The sequence below is a fragment of the Pseudomonas fluorescens Q2-87 genome (assembly GCF_000281895.1).
GTDB classification, from domain to species: domain Bacteria; phylum Pseudomonadota; class Gammaproteobacteria; order Pseudomonadales; family Pseudomonadaceae; genus Aquipseudomonas; species Aquipseudomonas fluorescens_S.
Genome location: NZ_CM001558.1, coordinates 4,353,683 through 4,369,467 on the forward strand (window position 1 = coordinate 4,353,683; position 15,785 = coordinate 4,369,467).

General features: G+C 61.9%; 17 protein-coding genes and 1 pseudogene. 2 read left to right on the top strand and 16 right to left on the bottom strand.

Annotated features, from left to right (window positions below; translation table 11 throughout):
• Positions 1-53: 53 nt before the first annotated feature.
• The 11 genes and pseudogenes from PFLQ2_RS08715 to ccmA form a co-directional block, all read right to left on the bottom strand.
• Positions 54-2,147 carry an LTA synthase family protein gene (locus tag PFLQ2_RS08715; protein WP_003183941.1) on the bottom strand — a complete coding sequence of 698 codons (2,094 nt, stop codon included), beginning with the start codon at positions 2,145-2,147 and terminating at the stop codon, positions 54-56.
• A 378-nt stretch (positions 2,148-2,525) separates the two neighbouring features.
• Positions 2,526-2,933: a hypothetical protein gene (locus tag PFLQ2_RS08710; protein WP_003183942.1), complete on the bottom strand. Its 408-nt coding sequence runs from the start codon at positions 2,931-2,933 to the stop codon at positions 2,526-2,528.
• A gap of 14 nt (positions 2,934-2,947) precedes the next feature.
• A complete protein-coding gene (gene ccmI / locus PFLQ2_RS08705; RefSeq protein ID WP_003183944.1) occupies positions 2,948-4,150 on the bottom strand; it encodes a c-type cytochrome biogenesis protein CcmI in 1,203 nt (400 codons plus the stop codon).
• On the bottom strand, positions 4,143-4,616 hold the full coding sequence (locus PFLQ2_RS08700) for a cytochrome c-type biogenesis protein (protein WP_003183946.1): 474 nt from the start codon (positions 4,614-4,616) through the stop codon (positions 4,143-4,145). The genes ccmI and PFLQ2_RS08700 overlap by 8 nt, the downstream gene beginning before the upstream one ends.
• Positions 4,613-5,148 (bottom strand): annotated as a pseudogene (locus PFLQ2_RS08695) (DsbE family thiol:disulfide interchange protein). Before PFLQ2_RS08695 ends, PFLQ2_RS08700 begins: the two are co-directional and overlap by 4 nt.
• Complete coding sequence (locus tag PFLQ2_RS08690) at positions 5,145-7,133, bottom strand: heme lyase CcmF/NrfE family subunit (RefSeq protein WP_003183950.1); 1,989 nt, start codon at positions 7,131-7,133, stop codon at positions 5,145-5,147. Before PFLQ2_RS08690 ends, PFLQ2_RS08695 begins: the two are co-directional and overlap by 4 nt.
• Before the next feature lie 3 nt (positions 7,134-7,136).
• On the bottom strand, positions 7,137-7,592 hold the full coding sequence (gene ccmE / locus PFLQ2_RS08685; protein WP_003183952.1) for a cytochrome c maturation protein CcmE: 456 nt from the start codon (positions 7,590-7,592) through the stop codon (positions 7,137-7,139).
• The gene (gene ccmD, locus PFLQ2_RS08680; protein ID WP_003183954.1) at positions 7,589-7,765 is read right to left on the bottom strand and encodes a heme exporter protein CcmD; all 177 of its coding nucleotides are present in this window, start codon (positions 7,763-7,765) and stop codon (positions 7,589-7,591) included. Before ccmD ends, ccmE begins: the two co-directional genes overlap by 4 nt.
• A complete protein-coding gene (locus PFLQ2_RS08675) occupies positions 7,762-8,517 on the bottom strand; it encodes a heme ABC transporter permease (protein WP_003183956.1) in 756 nt (251 codons plus the stop codon). The genes ccmD and PFLQ2_RS08675 overlap by 4 nt, the downstream gene beginning before the upstream one ends.
• A 95-nt stretch (positions 8,518-8,612) precedes the next feature.
• The gene (gene ccmB, locus PFLQ2_RS08670) at positions 8,613-9,281 is read right to left on the bottom strand and encodes a heme exporter protein CcmB (protein ID WP_003183957.1); all 669 of its coding nucleotides are present in this window, start codon (positions 9,279-9,281) and stop codon (positions 8,613-8,615) included.
• Positions 9,278-9,913 (bottom strand): cytochrome c biogenesis heme-transporting ATPase CcmA, encoded by a 636-nt coding sequence (gene ccmA / locus PFLQ2_RS08665; protein ID WP_003183960.1) that lies wholly within the window; start codon positions 9,911-9,913, stop codon positions 9,278-9,280. The genes ccmB and ccmA overlap by 4 nt, the downstream gene beginning before the upstream one ends.
• A gap of 197 nt (positions 9,914-10,110) precedes the next feature.
• Between ccmA and PFLQ2_RS08660 the strand changes: the two genes are divergently transcribed.
• Both PFLQ2_RS08660 and PFLQ2_RS08655 read left to right on the top strand, forming a co-directional pair.
• Positions 10,111-11,685 (top strand): flagellar hook-length control protein FliK, encoded by a 1,575-nt coding sequence (locus PFLQ2_RS08660; protein WP_003183961.1) that lies wholly within the window; start codon positions 10,111-10,113, stop codon positions 11,683-11,685.
• Positions 11,682-12,011, top strand: coding sequence for an EscU/YscU/HrcU family type III secretion system export apparatus switch protein (locus tag PFLQ2_RS08655; RefSeq protein WP_003183963.1), 330 nt, complete (start codon positions 11,682-11,684; stop codon positions 12,009-12,011). The genes PFLQ2_RS08660 and PFLQ2_RS08655 overlap by 4 nt, the downstream gene beginning before the upstream one ends.
• A 116-nt stretch (positions 12,012-12,127) precedes the next feature.
• Here PFLQ2_RS08655 and PFLQ2_RS08650 read toward each other — a convergent pair whose 3' ends face one another.
• The 5 genes from PFLQ2_RS08650 to motD all read right to left on the bottom strand — a co-directional run bounded on the left by PFLQ2_RS08650 (position 12,128) and on the right by motD (position 15,775).
• Entirely contained in the window at positions 12,128-12,523 is a 396-nt protein-coding gene (locus PFLQ2_RS08650; protein ID WP_003183966.1) for a DUF2802 domain-containing protein, read from the bottom strand.
• 1 nt (position 12,524) lies between these two features.
• On the bottom strand, positions 12,525-13,010 hold the full coding sequence (locus PFLQ2_RS08645) for a chemotaxis protein CheW (RefSeq protein ID WP_003183968.1): 486 nt from the start codon (positions 13,008-13,010) through the stop codon (positions 12,525-12,527).
• Between the two features lie 70 nt (positions 13,011-13,080).
• The gene (locus PFLQ2_RS08640) at positions 13,081-13,953 is read right to left on the bottom strand and encodes a CheW domain-containing protein (RefSeq protein ID WP_003183970.1); all 873 of its coding nucleotides are present in this window, start codon (positions 13,951-13,953) and stop codon (positions 13,081-13,083) included.
• Positions 13,954-14,049: 96 nt separating this feature from the next.
• On the bottom strand, positions 14,050-14,841 hold the full coding sequence (locus PFLQ2_RS08635) for a ParA family protein (protein ID WP_003183972.1): 792 nt from the start codon (positions 14,839-14,841) through the stop codon (positions 14,050-14,052).
• A gap of 49 nt (positions 14,842-14,890) precedes the next feature.
• Entirely contained in the window at positions 14,891-15,775 is an 885-nt protein-coding gene (gene motD, locus PFLQ2_RS08630) for a flagellar motor protein MotD (protein WP_003183975.1), read from the bottom strand.
• Between the last annotated feature and the right edge of the window lie 10 nt (positions 15,776-15,785).

Here is a 15,785-nt window from a genome sequence, read left to right on the forward strand (position 1 = left end):
AGCAGCATAAAAAAAGAGGCCTTGAAGGCCTCTTTTTTTATGCGCGTCGGTGTTCAGTCCGGTTTACCGTCAACGACACCCGCGGTGTTATCCAGCAAGCTCTTCGTCGCGGTTTGCAGGAACGATTCAAGTTGCTGCTTCATCTTCGCAGTGTCCGGTGCATCCGGGATGATTTCAGCGTGGGGATTGGCGCCCAATTCATAGCGGTACATCTTCGGCGGCATTTCCTTTTCCTTGGGCAGGACCAGGATCTGATCGTCGCGGATGATCGCCGTGGTCTGTTCGCTGCCCGAAGGCTTGATCACGCCAAAACCGGTATCGCCTTGCGGCAGGTTCAACAAGTCACGGCCCCAGCACTGGTTGCGCACTTGCCCGCCGAGGCGGCCCATGATGGTCGGCACGATATCGACCTGAGTGCCCACGGTGTGGTTACGCTGGCCGAATTTTTCCTGGATGCCCGGGCCGATCATCAGCATCGGCACGTTGAAACGCCCCAGGTCCATTTCGGTGATCTGCCGTTCGTTGCCAAAGCCATGGTCGCCGACCACGATGAACAGGGTTTCCTTGAAGTAAGGCTCCTTGCGGGCCTTCTCGAAGAACTGGCCCAGCGCCCAATCGGCATAACGCATGGCGGTCAGGTGTTCGTTCAGGCTGCCACGGTCGGTGACCCGTTCCACCGGCAACGGCGTCGGCAGGGCGTATGGCGTGTGGTTGGAGAGCGTTTGCAGCAAGGCATAGAACGGCTTGCCATTTTCCCGCGCCTTGAGTTCCACCAGGCCCCGGTCGAACATGTCCTGGTCGGACACGCCCCAGGTTGGATCGGAAAACACCGGATTCACGAAGTCGTTACGCCCGATGAAGGTGGTCATGCCCTGGCTGCTGAAGAAGCCCGATTGGTTGTCCCAGGCAAAGTCGCCGTTGTAGACATACACGTCGTCGTAGTCACGGGCGCTGAGCAACTGCGGCAGGCCCGACAGCTTGTGGCTGCCTTCCGGCGTCTGCATCAGGTATTCGAAACCCGGCAGGTTCGGGAAGCAGGCCATGGTGGCGAACATGCCTTGGTGGGTATGGGTGCCGTTGGAGAAGAAGCGGTCGAACAGCAGGCCTTCCTTGGACAGTTTGTCCAGGTAAGGCGTGATGTTGCCCGGCGCGCCCAGGGCGCCCACCGAGTGACCGGCCATGCTTTCCATCAGGATCACGACCACGTTCTTGATCGGCAGGGTCTTGTCCGCCAGCGGCGTATAGTCACGGCGTACGGCGGCGGTGCCGGCATCCACCAGCTTGTCGTCGGGCATCACCAGCATGTCGCGCACGGTCTGCTGTGCCTGCGACTGGTCAAGGGTGGCTTTCCAGATATTGTCGCGGTCTTCGGACATCCGGCTCTTGGCTGCGGCTACCAATGACAGCGTACCGTTGAGGCCCAACTGGTTGGCGAAGTTCGAATCGGTGGTGTAGACATCCCCCCAACGCAGGGGCGGCCCTTGGCGCAGGGTGCCACGGGCGGCAATCACAGCGACCAGCAAACAGACGACAAACACCGCGACACGCCCGTACCACGGGGCGATCTGCCGGGTGCCGATGCTGCCACCGCTGAAAGGCCCACGTGGACGGGTCGCACGGTCGGCGCCCTTGAATGCCAGGCTCAGGATAATGGTGCCGCCGGCCCAGGCCAGCAGGTAGCGCACCACCGGAAAACCGTACCAGAGCATGCTCATCACGGTTTTCGGGTCTTCCTTCACATACTGGAAGACCAGGCCGTTGAGGCGCTGGTGGAATTCACGGTAGAAGTCCATCTCCATCAGGCCCAGGAACAGCGCGATGCTGGAGGTGACGGTCAGCCAGAAACGGAAGAACCCGCGTGCGGCCATGGCCCGTGCGCTGAACAATGCCAGCAGCAGCGGAACGCTGAGGTACACCACCAGGCGCAGGTCGAAACGCAGGCCATTGACGAACGCCTCCACGAAAGTAGCGGCCGGGGTATCGAGGATCATCTCGCGGTTATAGACCAGCAGCGCAACGCGCAGCAGGCTGAACATGACCATCATCACCAAGGCACAGAGCAACGTGTAGGCCAGGTGCGATTTGACGGTCGGTTGCAGCAGGCGTTGCGTGGTGCGCTGCTGACTCAGGGCGTCCGGGATTGCCATGTCGTTTAAGGACCTATTGGAGTTGAAGTGACAAAAAGAACAACGGCGCGCCCTCTGTTGGCCAATGCATGGCCCCGGGGCTTGCGCGAGTGCGCAAATGTTGCACGAACAGCTACTTCATTGCCATTAAATAACCGACGGCGATAAGGCGCGGGGATTGTCCGCAAGATTTTGTGAAAATTTCGTTCAATGAATATTCAGAAACACAAAAAGCCCCGATCACCGTTGATCCGAGCTTTCGTGGCGAGGGAGCTTGCTCCCGCTCGACTGCGAAGCAGTCGTAAAACCCCTGCAAACAAACCTTATAACTGGCGGAGTGCATTGGGCTGCTGCGCAGCCCAGCGGGAGCAAGCTCCCTCGCCACCGGGGTTATCGGTGTCAGTGGAACTGGCGCCCAAGGCCCGCCGGCACGCCTTCGATGGTGGTGTCTTCCCAAGGGCCATTGGGGCTGACGGAGCGGCTCCAGCCGTTGTTCCAGCGGTAATAGGTGCGCTGGCGATAGAAGGTATTGGTCTGGTTATCCAGCACGTACACCCCAAGCTTGGCGTCCCAATGACTGTTGCCGCCCGGTGGCGGAGCGAAACTGGCGGAGGTGCGCGGCACCGGCTTGGCCGGCTTGTTCGGAGTGACGGGCTTGCCTGGCGGGGTGGACGGGCCAGGCTTGGTGGTCGGCGTCGAAGGCGGGATAGGTGGCAGCGGCGTCGAAGGCTCCGGCGGACGCTGGACCGCACAAGCGCTCAGGCCCAAGACGAGCGTGAGCAGGGTGATACGAGCGATGGCGGTCATGGTGCGAATTCCTGTTATTGGTCCGGGCTATCGATGGTCAGTTGTTGCTGCGCGGTGGTGCTGCTCGCCAAGGGCTGGCTGCGGCCGATCCACTCACCGGCGGTCGGTTGACCGGCCCGGGAAATGCGCGCCACCAGTTGGACTTCAGGGAAGTTCGACAGTTTCAGCTGCGGCATCATCGCGTCTGCGTCGCCCAGTTCTACGGTCGCGGGCAGATCGCCAACGGTCAGGCGCTTGGCGGCCAACGGCGCAGGCGGACCGGAAACCGCACGGGCGAAGATGAACACGCTGTCACCCGGCTGCACCTTGGCCTTGAGGGCCGGCGCCAGGTCGACGCGGACCTTGAGCAATGCCGCAGCCTTGGTCGCTGGGGCCTGGGCGACCTTGCCACCGCTGGCCTGGAGCTTCTCGGTGGCACGGGCGATACCCCCCTGCAACGCTTCGCGGGATTTGTCGCCTTCGGGCAGTTCAGCGAGCAGACGCCCCCAATAATCGACCGCCTCCTGGTAGCGCTCGCCTTCGAACGCGGCGATGCCCAACAGGCCAAGACTGGTGACTTCCTTGGGATCGAGCTTCAGCGCTTCGTCGGTCAGGGCCTGGACCTTGTCCGACCATTTCTTGCCATCGGCGAAATATTGCGCCTGGGCCCATTGGCCCAGCAGCTCCGGTTGTTTACCCGCCACCGCCACGGTGCGCTCGAAGATCTTTGCCGCATCCGCGGGACGATCCTGGGCCATGTAGGTGCGCCCGAGGAAATACAAGCCCTCGGCGTTCTCCGGCTGCGCCGCCACCGCACGTTCCAGGCGCAGGGTCATTTCTTCCATCGATTGTGGCGCCTGGGCGAATTCGCGGGTCAGCTCGACCTTGTCGCTGGCGCCAAAATGCAGATACAGCCCCAGGCCCAACAAGGGCACTAATACTGCGGCGAGCAGTGGCAAGGGTTTGCCCATGCGCGACTCCCGTGGCGCATCGGCGCCCTCGGTGTCGGCGAGCAGTTCACGGGCAGCCTCGGCGCGACCGGTGTCCAGTTGCGCCGCATTGAGCACACCCTCCTCTCGCTCGGCCTGTAGCTCGGCGACCCGCTCTTGATACAGCGCCACGTTGAGCGCGGTACGGTCCTCTTCGAGTTGGGCGCGACGACCGCGCAGTACAGGGATCAACAGGAAACTCAGGGCAATAAGCAGCAGTAGACCTGCGGCGAGCCAGAAATCAATCATGCTTGGTCTTATCCAACAGTTGGTCGAGGCGCTGGCGCTCTTCGACGGAAAGCGTGTCCGGAGCGGCACTGCGCTGGACCCGGCGGCGGCGCACGATCACGGCAATGACGACGAAACCGCCGAGCAACAGCCCGGCAGGGCCGAACCAGAGCAGCGCGGTCTTGGAGGACAGGGCCGGGTTGTAACGCACGAACTCACCGTAGCGATCCACCATGAAATCGATGATCTGCTGGTTGTCCTTGCCCTCGCCGAGCATGCGGAAGATTTCCTTGCGCAGGTCAGCGGCAATCGGGGCGTTGGAGTCGGCGATGTCCTGGTTCTGGCATTTGGGGCAGCGCAGTTCCTTGGTCAGCTCACGAAACCGATCACGCTCGCCCTCGTTGGCGAATTCATAGGTGTCGATGGCGGCGTGAGCCACACCGACCAGGCTCAACCCGAGGATGGCGGCGGCTAACCAACGCTTCATGGCTTGGCCTCGTCCACCAGTGCCTGATATTTGGCGGCCAGTTTCTCGCGCCAGGCCTGCTCATCGATCACGCCGACATACTTGTCGCGGATCACACCCTTGGCATCGATGAAAAAGGTTTCCGGCGCCCCGTAGACGCCCAGGTTCAGGCCCAGGGAGCCCTCTTCGTCGCGGATGTCCAATTGATAGGGGTTATGGAATTCGGTGAGCCACTTCAAGGCATCGGCATTGACGTCCTTATAGTTCACGCCGTAGATCACCACGCCGTTCTGGGCCAGCTTATTCAGCACCGGATGCTCGACCCGGCAGGAAATGCACCAGGTGCCCCATACGTTGACCAGCGCCGGCTTGCCCAGCAGGTCGGCGCGGGTCAGGGTCTTGTCGCCCTGCACCGACGGCAGGGAAAACTCGGGGAACGGCTTGCCGATCATCGCCGAGGGCAACTCGCTCGGGTTCAGGTAAAGCCCCCGATACAAAACACCGCCATCAACAGAAACAGTGCCAGCGGCACCAGCATCAACCAACGTTTCATGCAGCGGCTCCCGTCATGCCCAGGGTCTCACGCACCCGGGCCTTCACTTTGACTCGATAACGACGATCCAGCGCCGCCAACACCCCGCCCAGGCCGGTGAGCAAGCCACCGAACCAGATCCAGCGCACGAACGGCTTGACGTGAACCCGCACCGCCCACGCGCCATCACCGAGGGATTCCCCCAGGGCCACGTAGAGGTCGCGGGTGAAACCGGCATCGATCCCGGCTTCGGTCATTACCGAGTTTTGCACGGTGTAGAGGCGTTTCTCCGGGTGCAGCACAGTGATCTCCTGGCCGTCGCGAATGACCCGAACGGTGCCTTTGTCGGAGGTGAAGTTCGGGCCCTCGAAATGCTTGGCGCCCTCGAACATGAACTGATAGCCCCCCAAGTCCATGGACTCGCCCGGTGCCAGGCGCAGGTCGCGTTCGGCGCTGTTCTGGCTGGACAGGACCACGCCCAGGGCGCAGACGGCGATGCCCAGGTGGGCGACCTGCATGCCCCAGTAGCTACGGGTCAGGGTCGGCAGGCCCTTGATCAGACCTTTGTGACGGGTCTTGTCGAAGATGTCCCGTACCCCGGCCAGCAACACCCAGGCCGCCAGCACGAATGTCGCCAGCACCGCCCAGTTGAAATCGCCATAGGCGATGCCGGCCACCACGGCCAGTGCGGCAGTACCCAGCAATACCGGGGTCAACATGCCCAACAGCCATTTGACTGGCGTGTCTTTCCAGCGCACCAGCACGCCGATCGCCATCACCACCATCAGGATCGCCATCAGCGGAATGAACAGCGCATTGAAGTACGGCGGGCCGACCGACAGCTTGGCGCCGGACAACGCATCGAGCACCAGCGGGTACAGCGTGCCCAGCAGGATCATCGACGCGGCCACCACCAGCACCAGGTTGTTGCCCAGCAGCAGGGTTTCCCGCGACCAGAGGTTGAAGCCGACTTGGCTTTTCACCACCGGCGCACGCAGGGCGAACAAGGTCAGCGAACCGCCAACGACGAATAGCAGGAACATCAGAATGAAGACGCCGCGCTCGGGATCCGAGGCGAAGGCATGCACCGACGTGAGCACGCCGGAGCGGACGAGGAAGGTCCCCAGCAAGCTCAGGGAGAACGCCGCGATGGCCAGCAGCACAGTCCAGCTCTTGAACACGCCACGTTTTTCCGTGACCGCCAATGAGTGGATCAGCGCTGTACCGACGAGCCAAGGCATGAAGGAGGCATTCTCCACCGGGTCCCAGAACCACCAGCCGCCCCAGCCGAGTTCGTAATAGGCCCACCACGAACCGAGGGTGATGCCGATGCCGAGGAAGGCCCAGGCGACGATGGTCCAAGGGCGGGACCAGCGAGCCCAGGCAGCGTCGAGACGGCCACCGAGCAACGCGGCGATGGCGAAGGCGAAGGCCACCGAGAAGCCCACATAGCCCATATAAAGCATCGGCGGGTGGACGATCAGGCCGATGTCCTGCAGCAACGGATTGAGGTCGCGGCCGTCCATCGGCACCTGGGGCAGGATGCGCTCGAATGGGTTGGAGGTGACGATCAGGAACAGCAGGAAACCGGTGCTGATCATGCCCATCACCGCCAGCACCCGGGCCAGCATCACTTGGGGCAATTGTCGGGAAAACACCGAGACCGCAAAGGTCCAGCCGGCGAGGATCAACGCCCAGAGCAGCAGCGAGCCTTCATGGGCACCCCACACTGCGCTGAACTTGTAGTACCAGGGCAAGGCGCTGTTGGAGTTGCTGGCGACGTAGGCCACGGAAAAATCGTCGGTCATGAACGCGTAGGTCAGGCAACCGAAAGCAAACACCATGAACGCGAACTGGCCCCACGCTGCTGGCTGGGCCAGGCTCATCCACAAACGGTCGCCGCGCCAGGCACCGAGCAACGGCACCACGGCTTGTACCAGGGAAAAGCACAAGGCCAGGATCATCGCCAGATGGCCAAGTTCTGGAATAAAAATACCGGTGGTCATCGATCAACCCTCCTTCGCGGGAGCGGGCGCCGACTGGCCGCTGTCTTTCAATGCCTTGGTCACTTCCGGCGGCATGTATTTTTCATCGTGCTTGGCCAGCACTTCATCGGCCACCACCACGCCGTCGGCGTTGAGCTTGCCGAGGGCGACGATGCCCTGTCCTTCGCGAAACAGGTCCGGGAGGATGCCGCGATAGGTGATGGTCACGGTCTTGCTGAAATCGGTGACGTTGAATTTCACGTCCAGCGAATCCCCGGAGCGCACCAGGGAGCCCTTCTCCACCATGCCGCCCGCGCGGATACGCGTGTCCTTGGGGGCTTCGCCATTGGCGATCTGGGTCGGGGTGTAGAACAGGTTGATGTTCTGCTGCAGGGCGCTCAAGGCCAAGCCGACCGCGGCACCGACACCCACCAGGATCGCCAGGATGATGACAAGACGTTTTTTGCGCAGCGGATTCACTGACCGTTCTCCCGGCGCAGACGACGCGCCTCTTGTTGCAGATACCGCTTGCGGGCCAGGATCGGCACCGCCACGTTGAGGGCCACGACCGCCAGGCAGATGCCGTAGGCTGACCAGACATACAGGCCATGATGGCCCATGGCGAGGAAATCGCCGAATGAAGCGAAACTCATCGAGCGGCCTCCAGGCTGTTCTGTACTTCGGCCTTCACCCAACTGGCGCGGGATTCACGCTTGAGCACTTCCAGGCGCATGCGCAGCAGCAGCACCGCGCCGAAGAAACAATAGAAACCCAGCACCGTGAGCAACAGCGGCAGCCACATTTCGACGGGCATCGCCGGTTTTTCCGTGAGGGTGAAGGTCGCGCCCTGGTGCAGGGTGTTCCACCACTCCACCGAATACTTGATGATCGGGATGTTGATCACCCCGACAATCGCCAGCACCGCACACGCCTTGGCGGCGCTGTCACGATTGCTGATGGCGTTGCCCAACGCAATAAGACCGAAGTACAGGAACAGCAGGATAAGCATCGACGTCAGTCGGGCATCCCAGACCCACCATGAACCCCAGGTCGGCTTGCCCCAGATCGCGCCAGTGACCAGCGCCACCGCCGTCATCCAGGCGCCAATGGGCGCGGCGCATTGCAGGGCGACGTCGGCCAGTTTCATTTTCCACACCAGCCCGACCACGCCGCACACCGCCAGCATCACGTAGATAGACTGGGCCAGCATCGCGGTGGGAACGTGGATATAAATGATGCGAAAGCTGTTGCCTTGCTGGTAATCCGGCGGCGCGAACGCCAGGCCCCAGACCACGCCGGAGCCAATCAGCAGCAGAGCAGCGACGCTCAACCAAGGCAACAACTTGCCGCTGATGCCGTAGAACCACTTGGGTGAGCCGAGCTTATGAAACCAGGTCCAGTTCATTGCTGTTTCCAATCACGGTTGCGGCTCGCCATCACGAACCGCCGGGGTGGCCTTTACTTCAAGGGAAGCGGTCAATTTTTGACCAGACCTCGTTATTATTCGCCGACGCTGATCTTCAGGCCAGCGGCTATTGCAAAGGGTGTCAGGGTTATCGCCAGGGCGGTCAGGCTCCCGAGCCACAGCAGATAACCGGTCGCCGGCATGCCCTGCAACGCCGCCTGCAAGGCACCGCTGCCCAGGATCAATACCGGGATATACAGCGGCAGGATCAGCAAGGCCAGCAACAGACCGCCACGCTTCAATCCCACCGTCAATGCCGCGCCCACCGCACCGAGCAAGCTCAGTACCGGTGTGCCCAGCAGCAGCGACACCAGCAGCACTGGCATGCAGGCGGCAGGCAAGCCCAGCATCATCGCCAGCAACGGCGAAAGCAGTACCAGCGCCAGGCCGGAAAAAACCCAGTGTGCCAGTACCTTGGCTAAAACCAGAAGGGCCAGGGGGTGCGACGAAAGGACCCACTGCTCCAGGGAACCGTCTTCGAAATCACTGCGGAAAAGCCCGTCCAGCGAGAGCAGGACCGACAAAAGCGCTGCCACCCAGACCAGTCCTGGAGACAAGGTTTGCAACAATTGAGTCTCCGGGCCGACCGCCAATGGGAACAGTGCGATGACGATCGCAAAGAACACCAAGGGGTTGGCCAGTTCCGCCGGACGACGGAACAGCAGGCGCGCCTCGCGGGCCAGTAACAAGCCAAACACACTCATAAGGCCCAGGTTCCCAGATCGATGCTGCGATAGCCGGATGGTATCCGCGACAAGGTGTGGTGAGTGGTCAAGAGCACCATGCCGCCCTTTTCGCAGTGCCGCGCCAAGTGCTCCTCCAACTGCGCCACGCCCTGTTTATCCAGCGCGGTGAAAGGCTCGTCGAGGATCCACAGTGGCGGGCTGTCCAGGTACAGACGGGCCAGGGCCACGCGACGCTGCTGACCGGCGGAAAGGGTGTGGCACGGCACGTCTTCGAAACCGCGCAACCCCACCGTCGCCAACGCCTGCCAGATGGCGTCGCGACTGGCCGGTTGATGCAGGGCGCAGAGCCAGCTGAGGTTTTCCTCGGGCGTCAGCAGGTCCTTGATCCCAGCGGCGTGGCCGATCCAGAGCAGGTTGCGCGCCAATTCGCTGCGCTGGTCCTGCAAGGGCTGGCCATTGAGCAATACCTGGCCGGCGGTCGGTTGCATCAACCCGGCCAACAGGCGCAACAGGCTGGTCTTGCCGCTGCCGTTGGGGCCACTGACTTGCACCATATCGCCTTGGGAGAGTCTCAATTCGAGATTTTCGAAAAGCAGCCGCAAGTCTCGCTCACAGGCGAGGCCGACGGTTTGCAAAAGAGGACTGGTCAAGGGATCGAGGGCCTTATACGGTTCAAGTCGGCGGTGCAGCAGCCGTTAAAGAGATGCAGCATAGATGCATTGACGGCCTGTTCCACAGAGCTGCGTCAAACAATTGCATGGTTTTCGCCACTGCCTGAAAGACGGGCGGCATTATACATGTCATGCCCTACTCTATTGAGGGCTATTTTCCCAGGGTAAGACTGCAGATGACAGGCGACATGAACATCCTGCCGCTGCCTCAGGCCACGGCAACGACGCGTATGCCGGCGGTCAGTGGCGAGCTGCTCAAGCTGCTGACGCCGGCCGAAGGCCTGATCGGCTCCGGCCAGACCGCCCAGGCCGAAGTGCTGTCGCTCAAGCAGGCCGACCAGACTTTCCAGCTGCTGCTCAAGGTCACCCTGGAGAGCGGCCGCCAGACCACGGTGCAAGCCACCAGCACCCAACCGCTGCCGCAGGGCACCAGCCTGGCCGTGACCCAACCGTCCGCCAGCAACCTGGCGATCGCGGTGCAGCAGGCCGTCGCTTCCAGTGTCGCCACCCTGACCCGCATCGACACAGCGCAATTGCCGGTCGGCACCTTGTTGCAAGGCAAGGTGCTCACCAGCCAGCCATTGCCTCAATTACCCGGGCAACCGGCGGTGTATCGGTCATTGGTGAGCCTGCTCAATACCGCCCAGGCCGGCGCGACCCTGGACATCGACAGCCCCCAGCCATTGCGCATCGGCACGCTGTTGAGCGCCCAGGTGCAGGATGCCCAGACGCTCAAGTTCGTGCCCTTGAGCAACCGCCAGGAACAATTGGCAGTGAGCCAGCAACTGGTCAACCAAGTGAGCCGCCAGGGCTCGCTGGACAGCCTGATCACCGTATTGCAGAACCTGCCTACCACCGACGACACCGGCACCGAACTGCGCGCTGCGGTCACACGACTGCTGGCCGGCCTGCCGGATATCCAGCAATTGAGCACGCCCAAGGGACTGGCCCAAGCCATGATCGCCAGCGGCGCGTTTCTGGAAAGCAAATTACTGGCTGGACAGCCGCCAAGCCTGGCACCGGACATGAAAGGCGACCTGCTGAAATTGATCGCGCAGTTGACCCCGGCCCCGCCTGCTTCCACCAACCTCACTGCAATCATCGCCGCCAATACAATGGCCCAGGTGTTGCCCAGTTTCGTGCGCAGCGCCTTGGGAATGCTCGGCCAGGTCAGCGCCAAGCCGCAACCCACCAGCTTCCCCCTGCCCTCGCGTCAATTGAAGGAGCAGGACGAGGAAGGCGATTTGCAGCATCTGCTGCGCCTGGCCGCCGCCGCCGTATCGCGCTTGCAAAGTCATCAACTGTCGAGCCTGGAGCAGACCGGCCTGACTGACGACGGTCGGCTGATGAGCACTTGGCAATTGGAAATCCCGATGCGCAACCTGCAGGACATCGTGCCTTTGCAGGTCAAGTTCCAGCGCGAGGAAACGCCGCCCAGAGAGCAGCAGCCAAACGAGCGCCGGGAAGAACGCGAAACGAAACAGCAACTCTGGCGCGTCGAGCTGGCGTTCGACATGGAACCGCTTGGGCCGTTGCAGGTTCAGGTCCAGCTACTGAGCGGCAGCCTGTCGAGCCAGTTATGGGCACAACGGCCATATACCGCGAGCCTGATCGAAAGCAACCTGACCGCACTGCGCGAGCGCCTCGTGACGTGCGGCCTGAACGTTGGCGACCTGGATTGCCACCTCGGCACTCCGCCGCAAGGCCCCAAGACTCGCCTGGAACAACGCTGGGTGGATGAAACCGCATGACGACCCATACCGAACCCCGCCAGGCCATCGCCCTCAAGTACGACGGCCACCATGCCCCGACGCTCACCGCCAAGGGCGACGAAGCCCTGGCCGAGGAAATCCTGCGGATCGCCCGGGACAGCGAAGTACCGATTTATGAAAATGCCGAGTTGGTGAAATTGCTGGCTCGCATGGAACTGGGCGATAGCATCCCGGAAGAGCTGTACCGCACAATCGCCGAGATCATCGCGTTTGCCTGGAACCTGAAGGGCAAATTCCCCCAGGGTCATGACCCAAATGCGCCGAGCGTTGAGAAAGACGTGACCGAGCGTGGGGATGATTACTGACTACGGCAACGCCGCTCCTGTGGCTAGGGAGCTTGCTCCCGTTCGGTTGCGCAGCAGCCGCAGAAAGAGGGGCCGCTTGGCGACCCAGCGGGAACGAGCCCCCCCTCTTCACGCACTTAGCCGCCCTTGTGCAACTTGCTCATCAATTCCGCTTCGGCCTGGGTCAAGCCACAGGCCTGGGTCAGTTCGTCGACACTGGCGCCCATGCCCACCAGGCGGGCTGCCTGGGCGAAGGACAGGCTGGAGGGGTCGCGCTGTTCCAGTTGGGCGAGTTTGTCGGGCAACGGCGCGACCACGGCACGCAGCTCATGGAGTGCTTCGCCCATGCGCACGGTGCCGTTCTGGTAATCGTCGACGCGCTTGGCCAGGTCCTTGATGCGCTGATCGCGCAGCGCATCGCCCTGGGCCTGCTGAGCGGCTATTTGACGCTGGCCGCGTATGTACGCCAAAAACATCGCCAGCGTGCCTGCCCAGAAAAGGAACAGGACAATGACTGCAACCTCAAGAATCAAATCAGATACTCTCCAGTTCCGACCACTCTTCTTCGCTCATCATTTTTTCAAGCTCGACCAGGATCAGCAACTCGTTGTTCTTGTTGCAAACGCCCTGGATGAACTTGGCCGATTCCTCGTTACCGACGTTAGGCGCGGTTTCGATTTCCGACTGACGCAAGTAAACCACTTCGGCGACGCTGTCGACGAGGATACCGACCACTTGCTTGTCCGCCTCGATGATCACGATACGGGTGTTGTCGTTGACCTCGGTAGAGCTCAGGCCGAAACGCTGGCGAGTATCGATCACCGTTACCACGTTGCCACGCAGGTTGATGATGCCCAGCACATAGCTTGGTGCACCTGGAACCGGGGCGATCTCGGTATAGCGCAGCACTTCCTGTACGCGCATCACATTGATGCCGTAGGTTTCGTTATCGAGCTTGAAGGTTACCCATTGCAAAATCGGATCTTCGGAACCCTTGAGAGACGACGCCTTATCATTCATACCCTGACCCCTCGAAAAACCGCCTGTGGCGGCGTGTGTTCTGTCCGGCGACTGTGCGCCACCGGTTGTCTTATTTCGGTTTCTGGACCGGCTTGGTGCCGCCCAGGTGTTTTGCCCCGCCGCTGGCGATCAACTCGGCCAACTCGGAAACGTCCAGCAAGGCGCACATGTGTTCGATCACCGTACCGGCCAACCATGGCCGCTGCCCTCGATGGCTGCGCCACTTGATCTCGTTCGGGTCCAGGCGCAGCGAGCGGCTGACCTGATGCACCGCTAGCCCCCACTCGTAACCCTGTACCGAAATCACGTATTGCAGGCCCTGGCGAAAATCATCGCGATAACGGTCCGGCATCACCCATCGCGCGGTATCCAGCACCTTCAGGTTGCCGGCCTGGCTCGGCAGGATTCCGAGGAACCATTCCGGCTGGCCGAACAACGGCGTCAGTTCTTGCCCGGCCAGGGAATAAATCGATCCCAGGCATACCAGCGGCACCGCCAGGGTCAACCCGGCCACATCGAACAACAGGCACTCGAACGGCTCGGCGGCCCAGGCCGGACGGTCATCGCCCGGCACCGGCGGCGGCGGAGTGCTCGGCGGCAGGTGGATTTCCACCACCGGCGTCACCAGCCCCTGCAGTAACGGTGCAACGGTCGAGACCGGCGCCAGGATCGGCGCTGGCGCGTCCATTACCGCCACTGGCGGCTTGACGAACGCTGCCTCGACCGCCGCGGTCAACACAGTCACCTGCGCGTCACGGGCCTGCTCTTCGAGCACGGCGGCTTGAAATTCATCCAACTCACCCGGGGCCTGAACGGTTTCGGGCAATGCCTCGATCACGCTCGGCTCAGGTGGCAATTCTTCGGTCGCTTCCTGCAACAGCCCGTCCAGATAGGACTGCAGGGCCATTTGCGGACGCGAGGTCGTCTTTATCGGCCGGTTCATGGGAACAGTGCGCCACTTGAAAAGGTTATCGGCATGAATGCGCCAGGACTTGAGCGCTCGCAAGCGAACGCGATGCCTGTGGAGAGCCTGGTCACCTTAAGCCACCTGCTGGGGAACGAGTTGTTGGGCCAGCAGGTGCTTGAGCAGCGCGCGGTAGGCCAGCACACCACGGCTCTTGCCATCAAATTGTGAAGGGGTCACGCCGGCACGACTGGCATCGCGCAGGCGGGTATCGACCGGTATGTAGCCCTGCCAGATGTCGTCCGGGTACATGTCCCGCAATACGCGCAGGGTCCCCAGGGACGCCTGGGTGCGGCGGTCGAACAGGGTCGGCACGATATTGAAGGCCAGGGTTTGCTTGCGCGAACGGTTGACCATCGCCAGGGTATTGACCATGCGCTCCAGGCCTTTCACCGCCAAGTGTTCGGTCTGCACCGGAATCACCAATTGCTGGCTGGCTGCCAGGGCGTTGACCATGAGCAGCCCCAGCAGCGGCGGGCTGTCGATAATCGCGTAATCGAAATCCTGCCACAGTTGTGCCAGAGTCTTGGCGATCACCAGGCCGAGGCCGCTCTGTCCTGGCGACTGACGCTCCAGGGTGGCCAGGGCGGTGCTCGACGGCAGCAGGGAAATCCGCTCGTCGCTGGTGGACAGCAGCAATTGCCCCGGCAAGCCTTCGGGCACGGTGCCCTTATGCAGGAACAGGTCGTAATTGCTGTGTTCCAGGGTATCGGGATCGTAGCCAAAGTAACTGGTCATGGAGCCGTGGGGGTCCAGATCGACGATGACCACGCGCTTGCCCGCCTCGGCCAGCAATCCGGCTAAAGCGATGGAAGATGTGGTTTTGCCCACACCACCTTTTTGATTGGCGACTGCCCAGACTCTCATTCGGATCGTTCCTCCCGGCCGAAACAGGCTCGACCGAGAAATAGCTCGGTTATAAAGCGGGTGACGGAGAATTGACGGCACTCTGTCTTCCCGGCGACTTGACCGGGGCCGGTGCAGTTTGTGTGCCAGCACGCTTCAATGCCGCATCGGGTTTTGCATTGGCCGTACCGGTACCCGTCAGGCTGCGGCGGACGTCGAGGTTGCGCGACACCACCAGCACCACTCGCCGGTTGCGCGCGCGCCCCTCGACAGTAGCGTTGTTGGCCACCGGCTGGAACTCGCCATAGCCTACCGAGGCCAGGCGACCGGGGTTCACGCCCTGCATGGCGAGCATGCGGACGATGCTCGCCGAACGGGCCGAAGACAGCTCCCAGTTGGTCGGATACTGCGCGGTACGGATCGGCTGGTCGTCGGTAAAGCCTTCGACATGGATCGGGTTGTCGAATGGCTTCAGGATCGCCGCCACTTTGTCGACGATGTTGAAGGCCAGGTCGCTGGGCATGGCATCACCACTGCCGAACAACAGGCTGGAATTGAGTTCGATCTCGACCCACAGTTCGTTGCCGCGTACCGTCATCTGGTTGGAGCTGATCAGGTCACCGAACGCGGCGCTGATGTCATCGGCAATGCTTTTCAACGGATCGCTGCCGCCGGCGATACCGGTATCGACCTGATCGGTGTCCTTGACCAGCGGCTTGGCCGGGGTCGTGCTCTTGGGCCGCTCATCGCCGATGGGAATGGGCTTGAGGGCACGATCGGAGTCGGTGAAGACGCCGATCAGCGCCTCGGAAATAACCTTGTACTTGCCTTCGTTGACCGACGAGATCGAATACATGACCACGAAAAAGGCAAACAGCAGTGTGATGAAGTCGGCGTAGGAAACCAGCCAACGTTCATGATTGACGTGTTCTTCAGTGTGCCTGCGACGTGCCATGTGTCATCTC